The 23,661-nt window shown below is 45.6% G+C and carries 24 protein-coding genes and 1 riboswitch; of the genes, 6 read left to right on the forward strand and 18 right to left on the reverse strand.

Annotated elements, in window-relative coordinates; all coding sequences use genetic code 11:
- Window positions 1-10: 10 nt before the first annotated feature.
- From Q0V21_RS01705 to Q0V21_RS01730, 6 genes are read right to left on the reverse strand one after another with little or no spacing between them, the layout of a single operon-like run.
- Window positions 11-820, reverse strand: a complete 810-nt coding sequence (locus tag Q0V21_RS01705; protein ID WP_301877287.1) for an ABC transporter permease — start codon at window positions 818-820, stop codon at window positions 11-13.
- The gene (locus tag Q0V21_RS01710) at window positions 817-1,800 is read right to left on the reverse strand and encodes an ABC transporter ATP-binding protein (protein WP_094936151.1); all 984 of its coding nucleotides are present in this window, start codon (window positions 1,798-1,800) and stop codon (window positions 817-819) included. The genes Q0V21_RS01705 and Q0V21_RS01710 overlap by 4 nt, the downstream gene beginning before the upstream one ends.
- A gap of 60 nt (window positions 1,801-1,860) precedes the next feature.
- Window positions 1,861-3,036, reverse strand: coding sequence for a radical SAM protein (locus Q0V21_RS01715; protein WP_024634099.1), 1,176 nt, complete (start codon window positions 3,034-3,036; stop codon window positions 1,861-1,863).
- On the reverse strand, window positions 3,008-4,114 hold the full coding sequence (locus Q0V21_RS01720; RefSeq protein ID WP_301877288.1) for a glycosyltransferase family protein: 1,107 nt from the start codon (window positions 4,112-4,114) through the stop codon (window positions 3,008-3,010). The genes Q0V21_RS01715 and Q0V21_RS01720 overlap by 29 nt, the downstream gene beginning before the upstream one ends.
- A gap of 22 nt (window positions 4,115-4,136) precedes the next feature.
- Window positions 4,137-5,507, reverse strand: coding sequence for a hypothetical protein (locus tag Q0V21_RS01725; protein WP_301877290.1), 1,371 nt, complete (start codon window positions 5,505-5,507; stop codon window positions 4,137-4,139).
- A 7-nt stretch (window positions 5,508-5,514) separates the two neighbouring features.
- Entirely contained in the window at window positions 5,515-5,790 is a 276-nt protein-coding gene (locus tag Q0V21_RS01730) for a phosphopantetheine-binding protein (RefSeq protein WP_079349196.1), read from the reverse strand.
- Window positions 5,791-6,162: 372 nt separating this feature from the next.
- Between Q0V21_RS01730 and Q0V21_RS01735 the strand changes: the two genes are divergently transcribed.
- On the forward strand, window positions 6,163-7,041 hold the full coding sequence (locus tag Q0V21_RS01735; RefSeq protein WP_301877292.1) for an aminoglycoside phosphotransferase family protein: 879 nt from the start codon (window positions 6,163-6,165) through the stop codon (window positions 7,039-7,041).
- A 442-nt stretch (window positions 7,042-7,483) separates the two neighbouring features.
- Here Q0V21_RS01735 and Q0V21_RS01740 read toward each other — a convergent pair whose 3' ends face one another.
- Window positions 7,484-8,377, reverse strand: coding sequence for an aldo/keto reductase (locus Q0V21_RS01740; RefSeq protein ID WP_301877293.1), 894 nt, complete (start codon window positions 8,375-8,377; stop codon window positions 7,484-7,486).
- 151 nt (window positions 8,378-8,528) lie between these two features.
- A complete protein-coding gene (locus Q0V21_RS01745) occupies window positions 8,529-9,017 on the reverse strand; it encodes a GNAT family N-acetyltransferase (protein ID WP_301247761.1) in 489 nt (162 codons plus the stop codon).
- A 160-nt stretch (window positions 9,018-9,177) separates the two neighbouring features.
- Here Q0V21_RS01745 and xerS point away from each other — a divergent pair, with 160 nt between their 5' ends.
- A complete protein-coding gene (gene xerS / locus Q0V21_RS01750) occupies window positions 9,178-10,284 on the forward strand; it encodes a tyrosine recombinase XerS (RefSeq protein ID WP_301877296.1) in 1,107 nt (368 codons plus the stop codon).
- Between the two features lie 196 nt (window positions 10,285-10,480).
- Here xerS and mobB read toward each other — a convergent pair whose 3' ends face one another.
- Window positions 10,481-11,023: a molybdopterin-guanine dinucleotide biosynthesis protein B gene (gene mobB, locus Q0V21_RS01755; protein WP_079349201.1), complete on the reverse strand. Its 543-nt coding sequence runs from the start codon at window positions 11,021-11,023 to the stop codon at window positions 10,481-10,483.
- Window positions 11,024-11,029: 6 nt separating this feature from the next.
- Complete coding sequence (locus tag Q0V21_RS01760; RefSeq protein ID WP_079349202.1) at window positions 11,030-12,349, reverse strand: molybdopterin molybdotransferase MoeA; 1,320 nt, start codon at window positions 12,347-12,349, stop codon at window positions 11,030-11,032.
- Window positions 12,350-12,469: 120 nt separating this feature from the next.
- On the opposite strand from Q0V21_RS01760, the gene Q0V21_RS01765 reads away from it, so the two are divergent.
- Window positions 12,470-12,760, forward strand: coding sequence for an HNH endonuclease (locus tag Q0V21_RS01765; protein WP_079349203.1), 291 nt, complete (start codon window positions 12,470-12,472; stop codon window positions 12,758-12,760).
- Window positions 12,761-12,870: 110 nt separating this feature from the next.
- Here Q0V21_RS01765 and Q0V21_RS01770 read toward each other — a convergent pair whose 3' ends face one another.
- From Q0V21_RS01770 to lpdD, 5 genes are all read right to left on the reverse strand, one after another.
- Window positions 12,871-13,617, reverse strand: coding sequence for a DUF4247 domain-containing protein (locus Q0V21_RS01770; protein ID WP_024634020.1), 747 nt, complete (start codon window positions 13,615-13,617; stop codon window positions 12,871-12,873).
- Between the two features lie 11 nt (window positions 13,618-13,628).
- Window positions 13,629-14,135, reverse strand: coding sequence for a DUF4178 domain-containing protein (locus tag Q0V21_RS01775; protein WP_079349204.1), 507 nt, complete (start codon window positions 14,133-14,135; stop codon window positions 13,629-13,631).
- 23 nt (window positions 14,136-14,158) lie between these two features.
- Window positions 14,159-14,560: a DUF350 domain-containing protein gene (locus Q0V21_RS01780; RefSeq protein ID WP_024634018.1), complete on the reverse strand. Its 402-nt coding sequence runs from the start codon at window positions 14,558-14,560 to the stop codon at window positions 14,159-14,161.
- Window positions 14,561-14,654: 94 nt separating this feature from the next.
- Window positions 14,655-15,326 (reverse strand): PspA/IM30 family protein, encoded by a 672-nt coding sequence (locus Q0V21_RS01785; protein WP_024634017.1) that lies wholly within the window; start codon window positions 15,324-15,326, stop codon window positions 14,655-14,657.
- Between the two features lie 128 nt (window positions 15,327-15,454).
- Window positions 15,455-15,802, reverse strand: a complete 348-nt coding sequence (gene lpdD, locus Q0V21_RS01790) for a prenylated flavin chaperone LpdD (protein WP_079349206.1) — start codon at window positions 15,800-15,802, stop codon at window positions 15,455-15,457.
- 154 nt (window positions 15,803-15,956) lie between these two features.
- Between lpdD and Q0V21_RS01795 the strand changes: the two genes are divergently transcribed.
- Window positions 15,957-16,745, forward strand: coding sequence for a polysaccharide deacetylase family protein (locus Q0V21_RS01795; RefSeq protein ID WP_079349207.1), 789 nt, complete (start codon window positions 15,957-15,959; stop codon window positions 16,743-16,745).
- Window positions 16,746-16,924: 179 nt separating this feature from the next.
- Here Q0V21_RS01795 and Q0V21_RS01800 read toward each other — a convergent pair whose 3' ends face one another.
- The 3 genes from Q0V21_RS01800 to Q0V21_RS01810 form a co-directional block, all read right to left on the reverse strand.
- Window positions 16,925-17,593 (reverse strand): 3D domain-containing protein, encoded by a 669-nt coding sequence (locus Q0V21_RS01800; RefSeq protein ID WP_079349208.1) that lies wholly within the window; start codon window positions 17,591-17,593, stop codon window positions 16,925-16,927.
- A 2-nt stretch (window positions 17,594-17,595) separates the two neighbouring features.
- Window positions 17,596-17,792, reverse strand: a riboswitch (cyclic di-AMP (ydaO/yuaA leader).
- A 284-nt stretch (window positions 17,793-18,076) separates the two neighbouring features.
- The gene (locus Q0V21_RS01805) at window positions 18,077-18,799 is read right to left on the reverse strand and encodes an amino acid ABC transporter ATP-binding protein (RefSeq protein ID WP_024634013.1); all 723 of its coding nucleotides are present in this window, start codon (window positions 18,797-18,799) and stop codon (window positions 18,077-18,079) included.
- A complete protein-coding gene (locus Q0V21_RS01810) occupies window positions 18,786-20,249 on the reverse strand; it encodes an ABC transporter substrate-binding protein/permease (RefSeq protein ID WP_301877300.1) in 1,464 nt (487 codons plus the stop codon). Before Q0V21_RS01810 ends, Q0V21_RS01805 begins: the two co-directional genes overlap by 14 nt.
- A gap of 181 nt (window positions 20,250-20,430) precedes the next feature.
- On the opposite strand from Q0V21_RS01810, the gene Q0V21_RS01815 reads away from it, so the two are divergent.
- On the forward strand, window positions 20,431-21,606 hold the full coding sequence (locus tag Q0V21_RS01815; protein WP_079349210.1) for a M20 family metallopeptidase: 1,176 nt from the start codon (window positions 20,431-20,433) through the stop codon (window positions 21,604-21,606).
- 243 nt (window positions 21,607-21,849) lie between these two features.
- Complete coding sequence (locus Q0V21_RS01820) at window positions 21,850-23,601, forward strand: alpha-glycosidase (RefSeq protein ID WP_301877301.1); 1,752 nt, start codon at window positions 21,850-21,852, stop codon at window positions 23,599-23,601.
- Window positions 23,602-23,661: the final 60 nt, after the last annotated feature.

Consider the following 23,661-nt stretch of genomic DNA (forward strand, 5'->3'; position numbering starts at 1 on the left):
GGAATGCCAGCTACCCCCCAACCGCCGAATATTTCTTCATAGATATCCGCCACGTTAGACGGGATAGCCATAAGAACAGGAGTATCCATCCGCACTGGATGAGCACCCCCTGATACATCGCCGCCACTTCCGTTTTGCCGCTGAGAACATTAACTGGAAAATAAATGGTATATGGAAATGGCGTGTACTGAAGTGCCTCCACAATCGAATCCCCGAAAATCTCCAACGGAAACATACCTCCACTCAAAATATTGATGAGCAGGCTGGTAATGACGAAAAAGTAAGAGATTTCATTCAGATAAAAAGCGCTTGCGCAGATGCAGTAGGAGATTAAGAAATTGAGCAAAAGTGCCCCCGACAGTGTGACGACGAAGAGGATCAGCCGTATGACTTGGAACTCAAGCACGCCCCCGGCAGATGCGAGCCATATAATTCCAACGAGCAGCACAGCTGTAACTCCGTAATAAATCGCCTTCTGTCCGAAAAAGGATACTAGCCGATACCCGAAGTAGCTGACTGGTTTGATCAAATACTTGTTGAGACCGCCGTTTTTGATATCATCGACAATCTGGTGCTCGAACTGGGTAGCAATCAGCTTGGATACCAAGCCCGCCAAGATGGTATACAATATAATTTGATTGTATGAATACGAGAACAGCGCTGCTTCGCCAGAATGTTGGTACACCGCTGTCCATATAAAATACTGAACAAGAATCGGAAACGCGGCTCCGAGAAGACCGAGAAAGAAGTGAAAGCGGTATTCCATCGATTGCTGCACACCCATCGAAAAAACAGCCGTATACAATTTGCGTCCATTCATCCGACGGATTCCTTTTGGTAGAGCATCGAGATACTCTCCTCGATTGGCACGTCCTCAATCGTCCAGTCAACAATCGGGAACGAATCGAGCACAGCCCGCGACACTTCTTTTAAGCGATGTTTGGGCAGCTCCAGAACAACGCTATATTCGTCTGCGCTGATTACTTTCCCGAATTTGACCAACCGCTGCTCGGCAACTGGCTCCGAGAATCGCAATTTCACAATTTTGTGCTCACCAAACAGATCATTAATCTTGTGAAGATCTCCGTCATATAGAAGACTTCCTTCGTTAATAATAATCGTCCGCTTGCACAGGTCCTCTACATCCTTCATGTAGTGGCTCGTCAGCAGGATTGTCGCGCCAAACTGCTCATTATAGTATTTCAGAAACTCCCGCACCCTCTTCTGCGAGGGAAAATCCAGGCCGATCGTCGGCTCGTCGAGATATAGCAGCTTCGGTCGGTGGATCAGAGCGGCGATCAGCTCCATTTTCATACGTTCACCCAAGGACAGCCTGCGTACCTGCACATCCAGGAGGTCTTGCACATCAAGCATTTCCGACAGTTCGGCAAGACTTCGACGGTAGAGCTCATCCTCCACGTCATATATACATTTGTTCAAATAAATCGAGTCACTGGCGGGAAGATCCCACCAAAGCTGATTTTTCTGGCCCATTACAATGGAGAAAAGCCGTTTGAACTCGTTCTTTCGCTCCCAAGGTACATAGCCAAGTACGTCAGCCTTTCCGCTTGTGGGATATAGAATGCCTGACAACATTTTGAGAGTCGTGGTTTTACCTGCTCCGTTTGGACCCAGAAATCCAACACACTCTCCGGGGCCGATATCGAAGGAAACGGATTTAACCGCTTCCTTCACAAGTGATTTGCGAGCAAACAAGTTTTTCAGTGAATGTTTGAGTCCAGCTTCTTTCCGGTAATATACGAACGATTTGTGCAGTTCCCGCACACGGATAAAGTCCATCCCCGCTCCTCCTGAATGATTGCATGTTTTCCCTTATTGGGCGGCTGAAAGTTAAAGCGATTAAACTCCGTTATTATACAGAAGCACACATTTCGAACAAATCGGTGTCAGACCACAGGCCAGAATCTCCCGCTGTTTTCGCAAATCCTCACCGTGGAAAATATCTGCCACACTTTCTTCGTACAAATTACCGACACTGAATTCCGGAAAAAATTTGCATGGATTGACTTTACCGTCTGGCATTACATCCATCCGGTTTGAAATTGAGAAACACTTGGTCCGATTCATCGCTGGCTTTTCACTACCGCGAATAAATCCTTCTACCTCTTCGGGCTCCAGCGCAGGCTGATAGCGGATACGTACATTCCACACACGTGAATTGACTCGTTTAAATTCCTCGATTAACGTGTCGAAACGGTCAGGCGAGATGTGAAACGTGAAAGAGTGCCAGCTGTTCTTGTGGTCGCTTGCAAAGCGGGAGGCAAGATGCGGGAAGTGGGCATCAAAGTAGGTGTCCATTTTTTCCGCCGTATCCGAAGGGATGTACCATGGGAAGCAGAAGTAAACGGAATCCACGCCCATCTCTTCAAAGAATTCCATCAAGTTATACAGCTGGTCGACCATCTGGTCATTTACAGTCAGAGCTACGGACACTTTTCCTTTGTACAAGCCCTGCTTTTGCAGATCCAACAGCAGCTGTATGGCGTGAATCACTTTCTTGAACGTGCCTTTGCCCCGGATCGCGTCATTCTCCTTCTCGAAGCCTTCCAGGCTGACGAGCATGACCAAATTCTTTGACATTTTCAAAATAGAATCCAGCTTTTGTTCAATAAGAATTGCGTTCGTACAAATGGTCGTGTGCCGATCTTCCTTAGCCAGCAGTTCTGCCAGTTCATCGAACTTGGAGTAGAATAGCGGTTCTCCGCCCCACAGGAATACACGTGATTTGCGTTCTCTCGTTTCGGCCAATAGTTTCTCCACGACGGGAATTTCAATCTCGTCTCTCTTCACTTCACTGGCAAAGCCGTGATGGAAACCATCCGGGTTCCATTCAAAACAATGCTTGCAGCGCAGGTTACAACCGTTATTAAGCTTGATTCCGATCTCATAAGGCACAGGTGCGGCATACGTCGGGTCTTCCCGGCGCTTCCTTCCCGTTTCTGCTAAGGGAACGAGGGTTCTTTTCATATTTTGGAATGTCTGCTGGTCAAACGTAACTGCTGTTTTCGGCTGCATGCGTTTTCCTCCCCATATGGATGATTTTTGATCGCTGTTCCAACAAACGTCTGTACATTTCCTCCAGATGTTGTCCCGAGTAATCTCGGGCTTTCCATTCTGCAAATCGGATACCAAAACCGCAGGACTCCCAATAGTTTGAATTCTGAAGCTCATGCTCGCCAAACGGCTCCAACATGACAAAAGGGATTCCGTAAGACAGCGAGTCGTTCAGTGACGCTCCTCCCGGCTTGCTGATTATTGCAGCGCAATTGCGCATCAGGTCCGTGTAAACAGAGTAATCTCGGAGCGGAATGGCCCGGAGAATGCCATCTTCACGCACATATCGGTTCATTGGCGGAAACGAATGCTTTCCCTGAGCATCTCTGCTCCACGGGTTCCATGAAGCATCTGTTCCGAAGTAGCGTGTGCTCCCATCGTCCTCTTCCACCTCGGAAGGATCATACACGATCACATCCAATGGGTAACCGAGTTGACGAAGCTCTGAGATCGTTGCTGTGTATGTCCCGATCCCCCAGCCGCCGCCATGGATCAAAATACGTCCCGCTCGCTGTGCATAAGGCAGGAGTTCCATATCATCTGAAGCAATATAGCCGTCTGGAGATAGCCTCGAAGCATCGTAAAGCCAGACGTTATTGTAGTCGGGATACAAGGACTTGTGTACCTTAAACGATGGTGTATCGCATGCATCCAACCGGATCAGTTGAATATCCAGAGGTGTCTGCGCCATGGTTTTGTAACGCTCCAGGATCGGGAGCCAAAAACCGGTAAACACAGCAAAGCGACATACACCGTCGCGTATCCAGGTGTCCAACAGCAGCTGGACTTCCGCCTCATTCAATGAGGCGTCAACAGGCTTGGCCAATTTATGACCCATAAGGGCAACAGAAAAATCGGCATGAAATGCTTTTTTGGTGGCATGAATCTTGCGCCTGATTTCATCATGGTACAGGTTCTCCAGAACATGAACGTCTGTCCTGACACCTCTACCTTGCAGGTACGTGTGCAGATGCATAGCCGGAATGTATGCGCCAAGCGAATTGCCCGACGCAAGCAGGGTAACCGAAGATGGATTCATGCGCAGCCTCCGCATTCCAGATTTAGTTGTACACTTTAATAGACAAGTCGGCGAGTACCTGCCTCAGGCTCACAATCAGCTCACTGCGATGTTCGTCATTACGGCCCACCACCGAGAAATACAGACGTCCCTTTGGCATGCCCCGCTTACTCTGAACTCCTTCGGTTATACGTCTAGAGGTCAGGATTTCGTTCACCATTACGGTGTTAGATGAAATAGGAATAATTCCGTACGCACCTTGACCTGTGAATAGAAGACCGGATATATGCAGAGCGTCCAGCAGCCTTTCGAACGCAAAGCCTGCAGGTAGACCGAGAGACAAGAAGGTAAGCAAGCCGGTATGGCCGTATGTCTCCCAGCCTTTATCGAGATAAGCATTAATGAGACCCATCGACTTACGGGCGTTAATCTCCACAATGGGTACGACATCCCCGCCCTCCAGAATCATCGAGTCGAAGCAAACGAAACCGTGATATCCGTCCTCAGCCAATATCCGAAGTGCCTTTTCCATCGTGTCAAAATAACCCGCGTTCCTCAGTAAAAGGATCATAGCCTCATCCGCTCTGATAGACCCGCCGTAATTCTGCTGTTGGTTCAGCATGCGCTGAACGGATATGAAATCGGTCTCACCACTCTCTCGAATGAACCAGTGTGAGCTGAAATCAGTCTCTTTCCTCAGAAGAGGTTCCAGCAGGAATTGCGAGCGCAATCCTCTTCTCTCCTGCTTTTCCAGGTGCTCTGCTATCCTTCGTTGTATAGCTTCATTTTCAATGAGCATGTTGCCCTTGCCGGAAACCCCGAATGGATCTTTAAGTAAATATGCCCCTCGCTTCAGCAGCGTATTTCCGACTGCCTGCACTTCTAGTGCGCTGTTCACTTCCGTGCCATAGCACTTCTCTCCGATCCTGGAGAGGAGTCGGTTGGAATAGAATTTGGAGTTTACACGTTTAACCGTCTCATGATCCGGCAAAGAACCCAACAATCCGGCCGCATGCAGGTACTCCTCCGTATCAGCCGTAATCGCATAAGGAGAGAGATGTTTCACGTTGTGAATTAATATCTCTTCATGCTGTTGACCGTCTAATGCAAGACTGAACATGCACTGCTTGAAAAGGTCCGGTTCGGGTAGGGACCTCTCCTCATCGCTCAAATCAAAGTAATGACGGCTACGAAAATAAAAACCTAACCCGTTCAGATATTCATACAGTCCTGGATCAATTTTGCAGCGGCTGTAGAGAATATCGTCTGGTCCGCAAAATGGAAATAACAGCTCGTCCATACATAAAACAATGGATTCCCGATCCTTATCAGGCATAGCGGGTAACTTCGCTAAATTCTCATCCCTCCATCGCGTTTCCGGATCAAATGTCCCCATAACAATCGTTGGAGTCACACCGGCTTCACTTCTGGACATCTTCGTACAATGATTGCTCTTGAGGCTGGCAGCTTTTCAGAAATGTCATAAATGTGTCGATCGACTGGAGGTGTTCATAATCAAATTCGTCATAGTCAATAATTACGTTTAATTGATCCTCGACTTTGAGCATAAACTGGATCATTTGCAGAGAATCAAGACCAATATCGTTATTCAGTTCCGTTGCTGGGGATAGGGATTGGCGTAGTTCCGGTTGGTCTTCTTTAATAGCGCACAAAATATCTACAATTTGATCGTACATGACTACACTCCTTTAAAGTGATAATTGTGTGAGGGTACAACCGAAATTATTACGCTTACAGATGCCATTCAAATCAAACCTGATTTCGGCTTTGTTTTCTCCTCCCTCTTCCAAAGTTACAATTATTATCTTTATAATGACATTTTATGTCAAGGGATAAAAACCTGTGATATTACACTCACAACAAGGCTTTTAGCAACTAAAAAACCGCCATTTAGGGCGGATTTCAAGCGATTTTCTGGAAATTTTCTCGGATCAGGTCCTCTCCTTCGTTTTGTACAATTTTTCCCCTTTGATTCGATCAAGACAAATGGTTGAAATTTATGTATTATCGATTACGACCCAACCATTTATAGAAAATGAGGCGAGCACATGATTGAAATTACGATTGAACTGGTTCGGCAATTAATTGATCGTCAATTTCCAAAATGGAAAGGCTTGGCGATAATCCCCGTAGAAAAAAGCGGGCACGATAACCGTACCTATCGATTGGGAGACGAAATGACGGTTCGTTTACCGAGTCACGAACGTTACGCTTCTGCTGTAGAAAAAGAACTGAAGTGGCTCCCTGTTTTCAAGCCTCTCCTGTCCTTGCCCATTCCTGCTCCCATTGCACAAGGTGAACCTTCGAATGAATACCCCCTTCCATGGTCCATCAACCGATGGATTGAGGGCAAAACTGTCTCGCCTGCCAACGTACTCGATTTAGGTGCATTTGCCGAAGACCTCGCTAGATTTCTGAGAGAATTAGAAGCCATTGATGCAAGTCACGGCATACCAGCAGGCATTCAAAACTTTCATCGTGGAGGGAACCTGGCGGTTTACGATACGGATACTAGGACCGTCATTGAGAAGGTATCCGGCCAATACGATCCTAAGCTCATGACAGAAATATGGGAGCTTGCCCTTGCAACGAAATATCAAGCGGCACCTTTATGGCTGCATGGTGATGTTGCAGTAGGCAATCTGCTCGTGCAAAAGGGGCGACTTTGCGGGGTCATTGATTTTGGAACTATGGGCGTGGGCGATCCTTCAAGTGATCTGGTGATGGCATGGAACTTTTTTGATGATGTAAGTCGCAAGATATTTCTAAACTGTATGAATGTTGACCAGGATACGGTTGATCGTGCACGTGGATGGGCTTTGTGGAAAGCACTCATCTCTTACGATTGGAATGAACAAGGCTCGGAAGCCTCGAACTGGGGAAAGCATGTAATAGAGGTCATTATTCGTGATTATAAATCGCTCTAAGCTTATGAACCTAACCAATCCACCGGGGCGCAGAGCCCCTCTAAGGTTTACTTTCTGTACTTAACTTTGCAAAATTAACTACAAATCAGTTGACATGAAGCTGAGGATAAGGCAGTTCGTTGTAACATGTTGGTGAGATGACGTAGTGGAATTGCAGGTATGAGCTAGGGAGAGTAAATTGATTTTTCTATTGTGAATTTTTCATATAATGAAATAATAATATATTGTTTAAAGACAGCGAGTTGACATTTGAAGCTACATAAGTAAATTTCCCTTCATTCGTGGGGCAAAATCTGAAGGAAGAATGCGCTCCAGTGGACATAACCAGTGTATTTTGTTGTTGTGAATTTTTCATATAATGAAATAATAGGTTATTGCAAAGAAAAAAGCCGCCTCCTTGGCGACTTTGACAAAATCTCAAGCTATTTTCCAACCAAATGGATTAAGTTCGTCCAGTCCAATCAGCTCCCGCAATTTCTTTCCAGCGTTCCCTGATCTCATCATATAACTCCTTAGTCAGCGCACCTTTGGCGACAAGATCGGCATTTTGTTGCCAGCGGTTGGGCTTGGCTGTACCCACAATAGCCGTGTCTACACCGTCTGTACTGAGCGTAAAACGTAATGCGGTTTCAACTGCTGCTTGTGCATCTTCGCTCAGAAAACCATAGCCAAGTTCGTTTAAGCGTTTCCAGTATACAAAGGGATAGGCTTCTTCGGCAAGCGAGTCATACGTCCATGCCGCATTGGCAATAGGGCGTTTGGCAATGACACCCATATTTCTCTTTCTCGCCTCAGGCAACGTCAGATCAATAGCTTCCTGATCGGCAATGTTCAGCGATGTTTCCAAGCTGTCAAACACGCCTGTCTGTATCGCATAAAGAGCATCCGTCGTATCGCCGCTATATCCAATAAACCTTGTTTTCCCAGCCTCCTTGGCTCTCTGCAGCACTTCAATGACCGCTCCTTGCCGAAGTACTTCTTCGGAGCAACTATGAAGGTGAATCACATCAACGTATTCCGTTTTTAGTCTTCTAAGACTACGGTCAATCGTTTGCTCTAATACTTTGGCATCCCAATCGGGGCCTTCTACCCCAGCAGCGTGTCCACATTTGGTAAATAAATAATAATCGTCTCTGCGATGGGAGAGCACATCTCCGATTAACTCTTCGCTATCCCCATAACATTCAGCCGTATCAATGACGTTTAACCCTGCATCCAACGCACTGTTAAGCAATGTTTCTACATCTGCTTTGGATACGTTTTTGCCGATCTCCGCTCCACCAAATCCAAGTGTACTTACTTTCATGCCAGTGTTTCCGTAATTACGCAGTTCCATGGATAATCTCCTCCGAGCTTCGTGAATTGGGTACAGATAATGAAAGTATATATAGTACAAATCCCCTTCGGTATGTATTACCCTTATGCTGGATATTACACCCACTCTTTCAACTTACTTATTTCCTCGAACGCGGGATTGATCGGTTGAATCAGGTTACGAAAAACTGACTCGGGTTCCCCAGTTCCGGATGAAATTTCTCGCGAAAACGGCCTCCCGTATATTCCCCTATGATTTTTCGCCAGAATGCCTGTGCAATGACATTGTTGCGAACTTGAGTTACTTTCCACCTTCCCGGAAACCGTTCAAACAGCTCATACGCTGCCCGGGTACCCACTCCACTACGTCGGTATTTTTGCATTACAAAAAACTCGGTCAAATAATAGTCATTATCTTTGCTGCCTGGTTCACAACGCTCTACCAATGCAAACCCAGCTGGCGCATCATCACTTGTAATCAAAAAAGGAAACTTCCGGTCTTCCTCTGACCAGAACGCGTCCAATCCAGGATATTCCGGAAAAATACCATTGCTATCCACGTCAATATTCAAATATTTGGTAAAATCATACAAATAAAATTGCATTAAATGCCGAATCACCTGACTGCGTTCCCGGGGAACCAGCTCTATTTTTATATTCATCCGGTTCACCTCCTCTGCTCTACTTATAATTCATACTTTAAAGCTTTACAGCCACAAGGGCAAGGAAGCATGAATCTGCATTATGCCTGTTCCGTGAACAGGCTGTTACGATATAAATATGGTACACTGAGATATAGCATATTTTTGAAAATATTTTAACATGGGGGTGCCGAACTTGACCAATGTGCAAAAAGAGATTGACCGACGAAAGCTGGATGACAAACTACCTTCCATGCCCTGGTTCGTTCAGCAATTCATTGACTATAAATTACCCGATTTATCTCCTTCTACTCTGCTTGAATATTTAAGAGATTATGAAGCCTTCTTTGGCTGGTTGCGCGCAGAAGGTTTATCCGTGGCCAGCTCCAACAAGGAAGTAACATTGACTGAGCTGGAAGTACTTCGAATGGAATCAGTGACATCTTATCGTTTGTTTCTGACCACCAAGCGTGAAGGAGCGAACTCCAGAATCACGGTTTCCCGTAAGCTTTCTTCCCTTCGTTCCCTCTTTCATTATTTAAGTCAGATTGCGGAAGATGAAGATTTCTACCCACTTCTGAAACGAAACATTATGGCGAAGATTGAGATCAAACGTACTCATAAACCCAAAGATACAGCAGCCAAATTAAAGGGTAAACTTCTGGAAGAAGAAGAGCTATTGGAGTTTATTGGATATATTCTTGAGGGATATGCCGTAGATATGGAAAAGAACAAACAGGCTCTTTACTCGCATGAGCTAAACAAAGAACGGGATGCCTGCATTGCCAGCCTTATTCTGAATTCGGGGCTGCGCGTGTCTGAAGTGGTGAACCTGAACGTGGATGATCTGGATCTGAATAATAAGCTGCTGTATGTATATCGTAAAGGTAATAATGATGAGACATTTAAAACGCCCGTCTATTTTAGAGAACAAGCCAAGGATGAGCTTGCAACCTATATCAATCTGCGCCAGTCACGTTACTGTACACCCAAGCGGGAAAAAGGGTTGTTTATCGCTCTTCGCAATGGAGAATCCGAGGGAAGTCGAATGACCAAACGGGCCATACAGGCTATGATCATGAAGTATGCCAAGCAATTCGGCAAGCCGTACCTGACTGTGCATAAATTGCGCCATTCTTTTGCGACTGACTATTATTTGCAAAATGATATTTATAAAACGAAAGAACAGCTCGGACACGCCTCTACGGAAACGACCGAAATTTACGCGCATCTCACGGATAAAACGATGTCTGAAGCAATTGAACGTCGCACTGATGAGGGTATGTAATCTAATTTACTTTAACAGCTCAAGCATGGATTGGATTCCTTACAAGGTAACTTAAAAAAGCGATTCTTCCAGGAAAATGTCCTGGCAAGGATCGCTTTTTTATATTCATTCATTGGCATAATAAAAGTAAGCATTTTCGTTTTGTTTCGTTACATTCCATCTCATTTTCATTTTAGTTTACATAATATTTCATTCGTCACAATTTTCTTTTCTCTTCATCATGTTCAAGCGAGATCAGCCATCTTGCTACATGTTCTGTCTCATGAACAGAATGCCAAACGCAGTTCTCCTTGGGCCCCGTGTACTCTATCTTGTCATGCGTTAGCCATGAGATAATCCCGATTACACCCTGTAACATTTCGACCAGAGAGAGGTCTTTCTCTTGACGGACCATGACCAATTTGGGGTAAGGAGCTTGCTTGTATCCCTCAATAAGAATCCAGTCGTACGCTGACAGATAATTCACCATATTTTCCAGTGGAGTCGCTCGTCGTTCAATCAGTGCTGTGCGTTTCTCCGACATGACAACGACAGCATCGGCCCCTGCCTGAGCAAAGCTATAGGAATCGGTTCCTTCGTGATCCATCTCAAAATGATCATGTCCATCATGTTTAATTACAGCTACACTTCGTCCAGTAGAGGTAAGGTACCGGGTAAGCGCAGCAATTAAGGTGCTTTTGCCTGTGTTCTTATATCCAACAATCTGCATGATATACGGCATACTGCTTATTTCAGTCATATATGCCTACCTGACATGACCCGTGGGAAGTCTGAGAATTCGAACCTGTTCACCGGCAGGAATCCCTTTTTTCTCGGGCGGAACAACGATCAGGCAATCACTATCTTTAATGGTAATCATGACACTGGATTCGTCCACACGCGAGGCAGAAGGTTTAGCATACACCATTCCGTTACGTATCTCTGTCCGTCCGCGTACAAATCTTGTGAAATTGTTGACCTTGGTATAGTCATCATCCAATATGGCTGTCCATTCTTCCAAATATGGATGAGCATCGGCCTGCATCGTACGAATCGTTGGCCGAACAAACAACTCAAAGCCCACAAAACAAGCTCCAGGATTGCCCGAAAGCGCAAAAAGCAGCTTGTCATTGACCAAAGCAGCCGTTGTAACACTGCCGGGACGCATGGTTACTTTGTTAAACAGCATCTCCATATTCCCTTCCCGAACCAGGTCTCCCATAATATCATAATCTCCTACGGATACTCCGCCTGTTGTGACCACCATATCATTATGTTCAAGTGCTTCCGCAAGCTTCGTACGTGCAGTATGCACATCATCAGCGATTGAACCATACATAACTGGTTCGCCCCCCGCTTCAACCACCAGAGAACGAAGCATATAACTGTTACTGTTCCGAATACGTCCTGGCTGCAACGGCTCGTCCACTTCCAACAATTCTGTACCTGTTGCAAAAATGGCTACCTTCGGTCGTTTGTATACAGGCACTTGGCCTACACCGAATGTTGCCAGCACGGATTGTTCACCCGCCTGAATGATCACTCCTGCTTCAAGCAGCAACTGTCCCTCAACAACTTCCAATCCTATTGGCGTAATGTTGGCCCCCGGCTGAATATGGCGCTTCAAGGAAATAAATTGTTCCCCGTTCTCTTCTTTACTTTCAGTCATTTCCATCATGACAACAGCATCTGCACCTTCCGGTACCTGAGCTCCTGTCATAATCCGGGCAGCTGTACCGGATGTAATCCGTTGATCCGATGTATACCCGCATGGAATTTCATCAATGATACGAAGCCAAATCTGCTGCTCGCTGGATGCTCCAATCGTATCCGAGCTTAGAATTGCGAAGCCATCCATTCCGGAGCGACGAAAGAAGGGATAAGGATGGGGAGCATAAATCGACTCCGCAAGCGTTCGACCATGTGCTTGCTCAAGTGTTACTTTTTCTATTGAACCTGAACTGACATGAGCAGCAACTTTAGCCTGCGCATCTGGGACTTGTATAGCTGTACGGTTAAATTTCGCAGTTGTCATATCAGTTGAATGAGAATTTATTTTCAATGGTGTTCGAACCCCCTGGGACATTTGATCGTTTTAGAAAGTGTAGCCCGAAAGCCAGGTTGTGACAAGTACTCCCCCATTACGTTCCACATGAAAGACAAATCGACAGCCCATAATATGTACGAGAAAAGGAGCTGACTCTTTATGAACCAACGATGCGAATTATGTGGCAGGGAACCTGTCGAGACAACCGTCCATCACCTGACACCCAAAGAAATGGGCGGAACGCACATGCCTAAGGCCAACCTCTGTATCCCTTGCCATAAACAAATTCATTCTCTATATACCAATCGCGATATAATAACCTACGGTTTAACTGACGTGCAGGCACTGAGGCAAGATGAGCGCATCGCTCCTTATATCCGCTGGATTCGCAAACAGCCGGCTACAACCATACCTCGTGTGCGAAAGTCCCATCATGTCCGCAAATCATAAAACAAAAAGAACAGCTGCCAAGGTAATATTGCAGTGGCAGAGCTCGCTCCACTTTACCTTTTCACTGTTCTTCTGCGAATAATATTGCGGACCGCCGATTATGAGTAGTACTACCTACGCCTCATAATTCGGCCGCCCCCAACCCTCGTTTTGGGCTTTTTATAAGAGCTCTTCGGTGAATCAAACAATCCGCCAAGGCCACCACTGCTTTTATTGCGATCAATTGTGCCTTTGCTTTGCTCCTTATTTCGGCTGAATAATCCACCACCGGAGCCTACGCTCGAATCCTTGTCACTGCCTCGCCGGGTAATCGACCCTTTACGGTCAACAGTAATGGGCGGGGCAACCTTTTTATCGCTGCTCGTCGGTGTTCGATAGGAACCTGCACTCGGTTTGTACGTGTCTTTATTCGTATATCCCCGATACTTACCAGACCCGCTGCCCCCAAAAGAATCAAACAAGCTACCGATTAATGTTGCGGTTAAGTACCCTTGCAAAAAGGACGAATCATAATTCTGCCGAACATATTCCTTGGAATCCACCTCAACCAAGGTGTCTTCCGCTTTATTCGGATCTTGCTGCAAATGATAATACTGGTCCTGATATACCAGGAACATCCGCTCTGTATTTTCCGCCGAGATCTGATCCGGCTTCCGCTGTTCAGATAATTCCTGCGCGACCTCTGGAACGGTACGATCGGCAGCTCGGTACACATAGGATGTCGTGTTACCACTGCCGCTGACCGATTCCAGCGGGTATGTGTCCTGAACGGAAGGTGCTCCGCACGCGGACAGCAGCGACATCACAAGGCTGAGGACCAGCATTAATTTTAATCCATGTGCCAAGCGCTTTTTCATTGGAACCTCTCCTAGCTCGAACGAATCACTTTGATATCCGCAGGAAGAATGGACTCACCCTCATACAGCGTAAATCTTCTGTCTTGCCACTCCACACGCAAAAGCATGTTATCATCAGACTGATATTGCCATACTAATTGTTCGCCAGCCTGACCATAGGGTGTCCTGCCAGTAGTGGTTACCATTCCTCCGTATTCTTCCTCCAGATGATACGCACGTCCATCCAGATCCAGTAACGTAGGCACCTCATCCGGTGCATCAAGACGACCATCAATTGGTGTATAGAGGGCATATCGGGTCATTTCCCGTTCTTCTATATGCAAATGTCGGATAGACGTACCATCCTGCAACGTGAGGACTGCCGCATTCCGTGCTCGATGATGTACCCGCCCAACAACTTCATAAGTAACCAGCGAAACCTCACAGATATCACCAGGTGCCAGCTGAAGCATTGTTTTCTCTGCCTGGGGCGGTTCAGGTTTGGCTAGTATTCCTTTAATCCGTTTCCACACACTCATGCCCATTACTCCTGTTCTTTATCTTATAAACAAGCTGCAATAATTAATGCGCCCACGATATGAAGTGCACCCGAGAACAAGCCATAACCTGTCTTGCCCTGCTGTATTCCCGTATCCAGATCCAGGTTCGCCCATCTCCGAATCATATAGTGAACCACACTCTCCAGAATAAGCAAAATAATAAATGAAACTACGGATACCAACAACGCTTCTCCAAGGTGACCCGCTGTCGAAATGGAGGTAGCAAGTACATAACCCTGAGCAAACAGCTTCATTACCATACGTGTCGTAACAGCCATATTGCCCGCCTTTACTTCGGCAAAATCCTTATACTTCGTGAACAACGAATCCACATACATCAAGACAAACAGCAAAACCGAACCCGATAACGTCCAGACCAGCATTGCCAAAATGTTCAAATCCATTACCATAGCCCCCACATATCAACATGAACCGCAATTAAAAGCGAAGGAGAAACGCTGGTCTCTCCTCCGCTGGTGCCCTGCTTACATACAAGGTTTAGTTCTTATTTTCGTATTGCTTCATCAACGCTGCCAGTTCATCCTCAACAGCCTGATCCTTGCCCAGCTTCTCAAACTCATCATCCAGCGATTTTCCTTTGGACGACATTTCATTGCTGGCTTCAGCCTGAGCTTCCATCTGCATCATTTTTTCTTCCATACGCTTCATGCCGGCACTAGCAGTATCTGAACCAAATCCGTTCAGTGCCTTGTTGATTTCGGTTTGAGCTTTTGCTGCATTGTAGCGCGCAACCAATGTTTCGCGTTTATTTTTCATTTGCGTCAATTGTTTGCGCATTTCGTCCAGCTTGCCACGAAGGTTATCGGCAGACGCTTTATTTTGATCATAGCTTGTTTTGTATTCAGCCATCTTCTCTTCAGCGACTTTTTTCTCTTCCAGTGCCCGACGGGCCAGATCCATATTCTGTGCACGCGCAGCTGTATGTGCTTGCTCTTCACGTTTCTTCACGAGAGCTTCCTGTTCTTCGAACAGTTGCTTAAATTTCTTCTCAATAGCAATCTGTGCGGCAACAGCTTTCTCCGCATCTTCCAGATCTTCCTGCATATCCCGGATATATTGATCTGTCATCTTGATTGGATCTTCTGCCTTGTCAATAATGGAATTAATGTTAGACATCGTTAAATCGCGCAATCGTTTGAAAATGGACATTATGGTATTCCTCCTAGTCGATAGTTCATCCTTGTATATAATCATACATACGTGGCAATGTTCTACTCGTTTCAATTTTAACAAAAAAAATCTTAAAAAACGATTTTAGCTACTTAGCCTACCTGGAGCTATTGGATCAGTGGACCGGTTTGGCTCAACAGCTCTTCATCCAGCAGCTTCTCTGCAGTCTGCACAATCTCATCAATCTGCATTCGCGTAATAGCATCAAAGTGAATGCCCATAATCACAGTCACGGTTACCTTTAAATGCAGAGAAGCTCTACGTGCAAGTCTCTCGCACAGCTCTTGTTCTTTATGCCCAGGGATATGCACCGTAGCCCCGTTCACCCGTTCCCGGTCCGGATAAAATGTTGCTACCGCCCCAATATGTGATCTTCCTCCAGTTACCATAAACACTTTGTCTTCCCCTGCCTCAATCACCTGTAAACGAACGGAATTTAAATCGTATGTATTCATCCTGCTCCACCTGTCCTTTTCTATATGTAATATATATGGTGGAATTATGGCTACAATTTAATGAATCAACAATGAAACATCTCACATCATGCATAAATACGGATCCCCCCGGGCATACCAAAGAGAACGCAATTTGGGAAAAGGAGGCACTAACATGCGCATACGCCTCATAATGATATCCATCATGTTCATTCTTCTGGGAGGAAGTTACGCCCCTGCTCAGATATGGGCATCTACAAGCCCGCAAACCGAACCTGCTTCGAAGTCTGATTCTTCCGAAGAGGAACAGCTGACACTGGGACAGCTCAGACAGAAATATGCGGATACGTTCAAAACCAACGGCCCTTCAACAAAAAAGGTCGCACTGACTTTTGATGATGTACCTGATCCGCGGTTCACCCCTCAAGTGCTGGATATTTTAAAAAAATACAAGGTACGGGCTACCTTCTTCATCGTGGGACATCGCGCTGAGAAACATCCGGATTTGGTGAAACGCATGGTGAAGGAAGGGCATATTGTTGGCAATCACAGCTACAATCACCCCCAGTTCAGTAAGCTATCCATGAATGCATTTCGCAAACAAATCTTACATACCGGGGATATTATTCGCAATCTGGTAGGTTACACACCCAAAATGATTCGTCCACCCTATGGCGACATTAACGAGCAGCAGCTGCAATGGGCGGCCAAACAACATTACAGCATTGTGAACTGGAACGTCGATTCCCTGGACTGGAAGGGTCTCTCCAAAGAGGAAGTCAAACAAAACATCCTGTCTGCCGTCAAACCTGGTTCCATTGTTCTGCAGCATGCAGGAGGCGGGGTCGGATCGATATTAAATGGTACTATTGAGGCGTTGCCTGAAGTCATCGAGGAGCTGCGAAACCGCGGGTATGAGCTCGTAACTTTGGATGAACTGTTGGAACTGCCCAAGGGCAAGTAGGATCAAGATTCGCTGCGCAGCGCGTTCAGCAGCAGCGCCAGCAGCTTGGGTTGCTACAGAAATCGGATATGCAAAAGGGTGTCCTTCAATCACAATATTGTGATTGAAGGACACCCTTTACGGTTTGATGTAGGTTCAGTTGTAGTCTCACATGTTCATGTGCAGCTACTCTTTTGATTTTATTTCAAAATGTAAAGTTCAACATCCTGAATACCAAATGTGTTCACGGATTGCTTGCTGCCAGGAATAAAGATATCAATTTTATGGCCTTTGATGGCACCACCCACATCACGGGCTGTAGCAACAAATGCCTGTTTAGGTAGTCCTGGATGTGTATGACCCGTTACCAGTACTTTTGTACCCAGTGGAATGATACTAGGGTCTACTGCGATCGTGCCAAGTTCGAGCGGATTACCGAAGTAATCTACTGCACCCCATCCTCCATTTTCGGAAGCATCCGCGGAGTATGCTGTTGCTTTTACGTCGACAGTTTTGCTGTAATCAAACGTTTTCCCCCAGGCCTGTACCACCTTGCTATCCGAATTTACGTCAAGACTTGCGGCAGTCACCGTTTTGGCCTCTGTTTTTGCTGCTGCAGCAGAAGCTGTGTTCGTTGTGTTACCAGGGATCGTAATTTTCAATCCCCCATAAATGTTGTAGGCTGAAATGTCATTGTTAGCTTTAATAAGTGCGTTAAGTCCAACTCCATATTGTTTGGATAAGGTGTAGAAGGTATCCCCCTCTTTGGCCACATGAACTGAATCAGCATGAGCCGGAACGGCTTGAATGAGCATTGCTGCTGTCAGCAAAGCTGTTGCTGTTTTGGCTATACGTTTCTTGTTAATCATGGTCTTCCTCCCTCATTATGCCTGCGAAGTTAGTTGTCGGATTCGGATGGAGGAAACCACCCTATAGGTTCAATTACATGAATAATTTATGTAGCCCTAATTCACCCCAAGCCGTGTGCAAATGATTCTTCCCCAAGCACACTCTGCATCGTTACATCCCCCACACTCCCACCTCCGGAAGTTTCGGCAGGAACAAATATATCACAATTTTGTAACCAAGAGTCGTAGTAAATGTTACCATCTGGCTAATTCACTTCAACTTTTATGCTGAATTCAAGCGACTTTTTTCAATAAATTGTCTATTTGGACTTAAATCATTGATGACAGAAACGTTACTTTTTATGTAAATCTGTTCGTATCCTCACATAACAAAACATCCCTGCCGACTGGGCGTCGACAGGGATGCATGAATCGGATGAACTCTCATCCGCAGAACGAATTTTTGTTTCCACCTTGACCATCATCCTTTAGGATTTGGTTGTATTAAAGCACTTTAGCGAGGAAGTCACGTGTACGTGCATGTTTGGGTTGACCAAACACTTCATCCGGCGTTCCTTCTTCTACAATAACCCCGCCATCCATAAACAGAATGCGGTCACCTACTTCACGGGCAAAGCCCATTTCATGAGTCACGATGACCATGGTCATGCCGCCTACTGCAAGGCGTTTCATGACATCCAACACTTCACCGACCATTTCAGGGTCCAGTGCAGAGGTAGGTTCATCAAACAGCATAACATGCGGCTGCATCGCAAGTGCCCTTGCAATAGCTATCCGTTGTTTCTGTCCACCGGACAGCTGGTTTGGATAGGCATCTTTTTTGTCGGACAAGCCAACCGTTTTGAGCAAATCTTCACAGATTTGTTCCGCTTCTTGTGCAGACTGTTTTTTCACTTTAATGGGAGCAATCGTAATGTTCTGCTGCACCGTTTTATGTGGAAACAGATTGAAATGCTGGAATACCATCCCCATTTTTTCACGAGTCGCATTAATGTTATGTTTGGGACCCGTGATCGATACTCCCTCAAAATCAATCTCCCCAGAAGTAGGCTGCTCCAGTAGATTCAGACAACGTAAGAAGGTACTTTTCCCAGATCCGGACGGACCGATGACCACGACAACCTCACCTTTGCCTATTGTTACGTTGATGCCCTTAAGCACATCGTTGCTTCCATATGATTTGTGTAATTGTCTAACGTCTATCACTTGCACTCAACTTCCTTTCCAGTCGACCCATCAGCTTGGACAAAATGAACGTCAGCACAAAGTAAATGGCTGCTGCAATCAGGAATGGGTTCATTCCTTGGTACGTAATGTTTTTGACCACACTTGCCTGGTACATAATGTCCACCATACCGATAACCGAGATAATGGAGGATTCCTTGATAATTGTCACGAACTCATTACCGATCGCCGGCAACACCGCTTTGAACGCTTGTGGAAGGATGATGTAGCGCATTGCGGCGCCTCTTCCCATCCCCAGGGAACGGGCTGCTTCCAGCTGGCCGCGATCCACACCCTGTATACCTGCACGGAAAATCTCGGCAAGATAGGCACCACTATTAATGGAAAGGGTAATAATACCCGCCTGAAGCGGCGTAAAATTAATACCAAGTGTCAACGCAAGTCCATAGTAGATAATCATCAATTGAACCAGCATTGGTGTACCACGAATAACCTCAACATAAGCTGTTCCGAGCCAGCGCAGAATTGCGACGTCATGCAGACGGAACAGACAGATGATCAAACCAATAATGACCCCGAATATTACACCGAGAGCAGACAGTAAGAGCGTATAGCCCACACCTGTCGCATAGAAGCTTTTGTACTGCCAGAACACTTCAAAAATGTTTTGGCTTTTATTAACCTTGTCTGCCATCAACTGGCTTGCTTCTGTAACCATCTGATCGATTTTATTTTCGTTTTTCAGACGTTCGAGCGTTCCGTTGACTGCATTCAGTAATTCCGTATTGCCCTTGCGAATCCCGATCGCCGCTTCGACCTGCTCTTCATCCGGGATCGCAGCAGATAGTCCGATAACATCATCCAGATAGCCGGCAGCTACTGTATCTTCGACGATCGCAGCATTCACACGATTGGTCTGTAATTGCAGTACGATATCAGATATTTTATCAAGTGCTGTCAGTTTGGCGCCTGGGATTCCCTGACCAATCGTTTCCTGAATGGAACCTTTTTGGACTCCAATTTTTTCATTTTCCAGATCAGCCATGGTTGAATATTTGTCTTTATCCTCATTGCGAATCATGATAACTTGTTTCGATTTATAATAGGTATCGGAGAAGTCGATGCTTTTTTTACGCTCATCCGTTGGCGTCATTCCCGAGATGACCATATCCACACGACCACTCTGCAATGCAGGAAGAAGTCCGTCAAAACCCATATCCTCTATTACAAGTTCTGCCCCAAGATCGGCAGCAATTTCTTTGGCAATCGAAATATCAAAGCCGACAATTTGATCTTTACCATCAATGACTTTATGGAATTCATATGGTGCAAAATCGGCGCTTGTACCGAGCACCAGCTTTTTACTGCCTGAGTCGCCTGTAGTTCCCGTTGCCGACGCAACCGGTGTAACCGTAGTTAGCAAAACCACAAGAGCTATCAGCATCATGGTGTAACGACTAATCAATTTCAACCCTGTTCTCCCCTTATAATACTTTGTATGCTTTCTGTTGTTGATGCCTGAGTCATTATAAAGTAGAATGCATGATTATGCAATGCATTTCGACATTATAAATCTTGACTAGTTTCTGAAAAATAACTGCATCTATGATATAATTATTAAATTATTTTCATTTTTGCTTAAGGAGTCCACCATGACACATACCAAAACTCAAATTCTAACTGTAATTGATCAATATGCTTCCCGTTTTAAGGAGATTTCATCATACATCGGTGCCAATCCCGAACTTGGTAATGAAGAATATCTCGCCTCTGCTCGGTTAAGGGAAGAACTTGTCTTCCATGGTTTTTCCGTAGAAGCTCCTGTTCTTGGCTTGCACACTGCATTTATCGGTACATATGCTGCATCCAAACCTGGTCCGACTATTGCCCTTCTCTGTGAGTATGATGCACTGCCTGAAATCGGTCATGCCTGTGGCCATCATCTAATCTGCATGATGAGCCTCGGAGCTGCGGTAGGTCTGAAGTCCATACTCGATGAAGTAGGCGGTACATTGAAAGTATTCGGTACACCAGCGGAAGAAACCCGGGGCGCCAAAGTGCCTATGGCTGAGGCAGGGTTATTTGATGACTGTGATGTTGCGCTGATGGCTCATCCTTATTACGCCTATGAGAAATCGGGCAGTTCCCTGGCTATTGATGCCGTACAATTTGAATTCCATGGGAAATCTTCACATGCTGCTGCAAGTCCACATGAAGGCATCAATGCACTGGATGCGGTCATCCAGACGTTTAATGGGATTAATGCATTCCGCCAACAAGTGAAGAGTACGGTTCGAATCCACGGGGTTATTAATAGCGGAGGACAGGCAGCCAACATCATTCCTGATTATGCTTCGGCCCAGTTCTATGTACGTGCTTCGACCAGAAAAGAATTAAATATCCTGACCCAACGTGTGATTCAGATTGCCGAAGGCTCTGCTCTCCAAACCGGGTGCCGTCTGGTTACATCCAATTACGAGACTTCCTATGATGAAATGGTTACAAATGAAACGTTATCTGCCGCTTTCAGTGCTAATCTGCTAGAGCTCGGTATTTCTCAAGAGGAAATCGTAACGGGTAACGATCATGGTTCCATGGATATCGGCAACGTTTCCTTGCGCTGTCCTGCAATTCACCCTTATATTCGTGTTGTGGACGAAGTTCATACCCTCCATTCCATTGAATTCCGTGATTTGGCACTACAGGAACGGGCCTTGGATGGCATGATTCTTGGAGCCAAGGCAATTGCTGCAACTGCTTATGATGTTCTTACAAAGCCTGAGCTGCTGCAAACCATTCAAACCGAGTTTAAGCAAGCAAGTCGCTAAGTTTTTCGCAAACTACTGTATATATTACTAGGGTGTTCCGCAAGACCTGCATATAAGGTCTTAAGGAGCACCCTTTTGGTTTATAATAAACACGTATATACGGACACCAGCTGGAAATGCTGTGAAAAGAAAGCGTTGAAAAATGTTGAAATTTTTGCATCCCACGCTGTTTACATGGTTCAAATGCTGTCTAACTTGGTTATTTATAGCTATAACTTTATCTTAAAATCAGGAGGTGTTGTCATGCTGCTCGAAGCGATGTATCACGTTCCCCGCGATAAATGGGCTTATGCTTATAATCCCTCGACAATCCACCTGCGTGTACGAACGAAGAGAGACGATGTACAATATGTGACTGCACTGACTGGTGATAAATACGATTGGAATGGAACCTATAAGGAAATTCAATTGGAGAAAGCTGCTTCCGACAGTATGTTTGATTACTGGGAAACTGCAGTTAAGCCCAAATTCAAACGTCTGACTTACATCTTCCGCATTACCGCCGGTACCGAGAATATTTATCTCGCTGACAACGGAATTCATTATGCTCTCCCATATGCTACCGGAGGATATTATGAATTTTCCTACATTCATGAAATTGATGTATTTAAAGTTCCCGAATGGGCCAAGGAAGCCGTGTTCTATCAGATCATGACGGAAAGGTTTGCCAATGGCAATCCCGATCTGAACCCGGAAGGAACCCAGGAATGGGGTGGCCGACCTGAACTGGATAACTACTTTGGCGGAGACCTGCAAGGTGTGCTCAATCACCTGGACGATCTAACTAAACTCGGTGTCAATGCGATTTACTTTACCCCGCTATTTCAAGCAAACTCCTACCACAAATACGATACCATTGATTATAAAAAAGTAGACCCGCATTTCGGGGACAATGATATGCTCAAAAAAGTGGCCGAACAATGTCATCGCCGTGGGATTCGTGTCATGCTTGACGCGGTTTTTAACCACTGCAGCGAAGACTTCCCTCCTTTTCAGGACGTACTGAAGAACGGCAAAAACTCCAAATATGCAGACTGGTTTCATATCAATGAATATCCAGTGCGGATTAAAGATGGTATTCCTACCTACGATACATTTGGATTTTATGGCAATATGCCCAAGTTCAACACCGCCAACCCCGAGGTCAAAGCATACCTGCTCGATGTCGCTGAATACTGGATCAAGGAAATTAAACTCGACGGCTGGCGTCTGGATGTAGCCAATGAAGTGGATAATCACTTCTGGCGCGATTTCCGCAAAGTGGTCAAAACCGCCAATCCGGAAGCCTACATTGTAGGCGAAGTATGGAGTGATTCCCTGACCTGGCTCATGGGGGATCAATTTGATTCCGTGATGAACTACCCTTTTGCCGACAAAGTACTCGAATTCTTCTGCGGTTCTATGGATGGTTATAACTTCGCAAACGAGATGGGATCACTCATTATGCGTTACCCGCAACAAACCAATGAAGTCATCTTTAACATGCTGTGCAGTCATGACACCCCACGTCTGCTAACTCGGGCTGGAGAAGACAAACGCAGATTAAAATTGTCGGTTGTATTTCTTTTCACCTATATTGGTACGCCCTGTATATTCTATGGGGATGAGGTTGGTCTACGTGGAGAAGGTGATCCGGATTGCCGCAAATGTATGCAGTGGGACCCTGCCAAGCAAGATCAGGAGCTATATGACTTCTACCGCCTGATGATTGATTTACGAAAAAGTAATGAAGCGCTGCGCAAAGGTCGCTTTCGTTTCCTGAAGGCCGATCACAATGATCCATGCATCATTTACGAGCGTATGGATGACACTCTCCACTTTACGGTGTGGATGAACAATACTCCGCAAGAACGTACCCTGTCACATCCGATGGAAACCAAAGACTGGAAGGATGCCCTTACCGAGGATGCCGTTGTTCCTACCAATGGCATGATGAATATTAAACTTGATCCTTACGGCTACCGCATTTTGTATAGACAATTGGAACCGAGCTGATCATATGCCTAAAACTCCTGAAATATTGAAAACACCTTCAATGATCTTCGGATACTTCAG

The sequence above is a fragment of the Paenibacillus sp. 11B genome, from assembly GCF_030487755.1.
GTDB lineage: Bacteria > Bacillota > Bacilli > Paenibacillales > Paenibacillaceae > Paenibacillus > Paenibacillus vandeheii.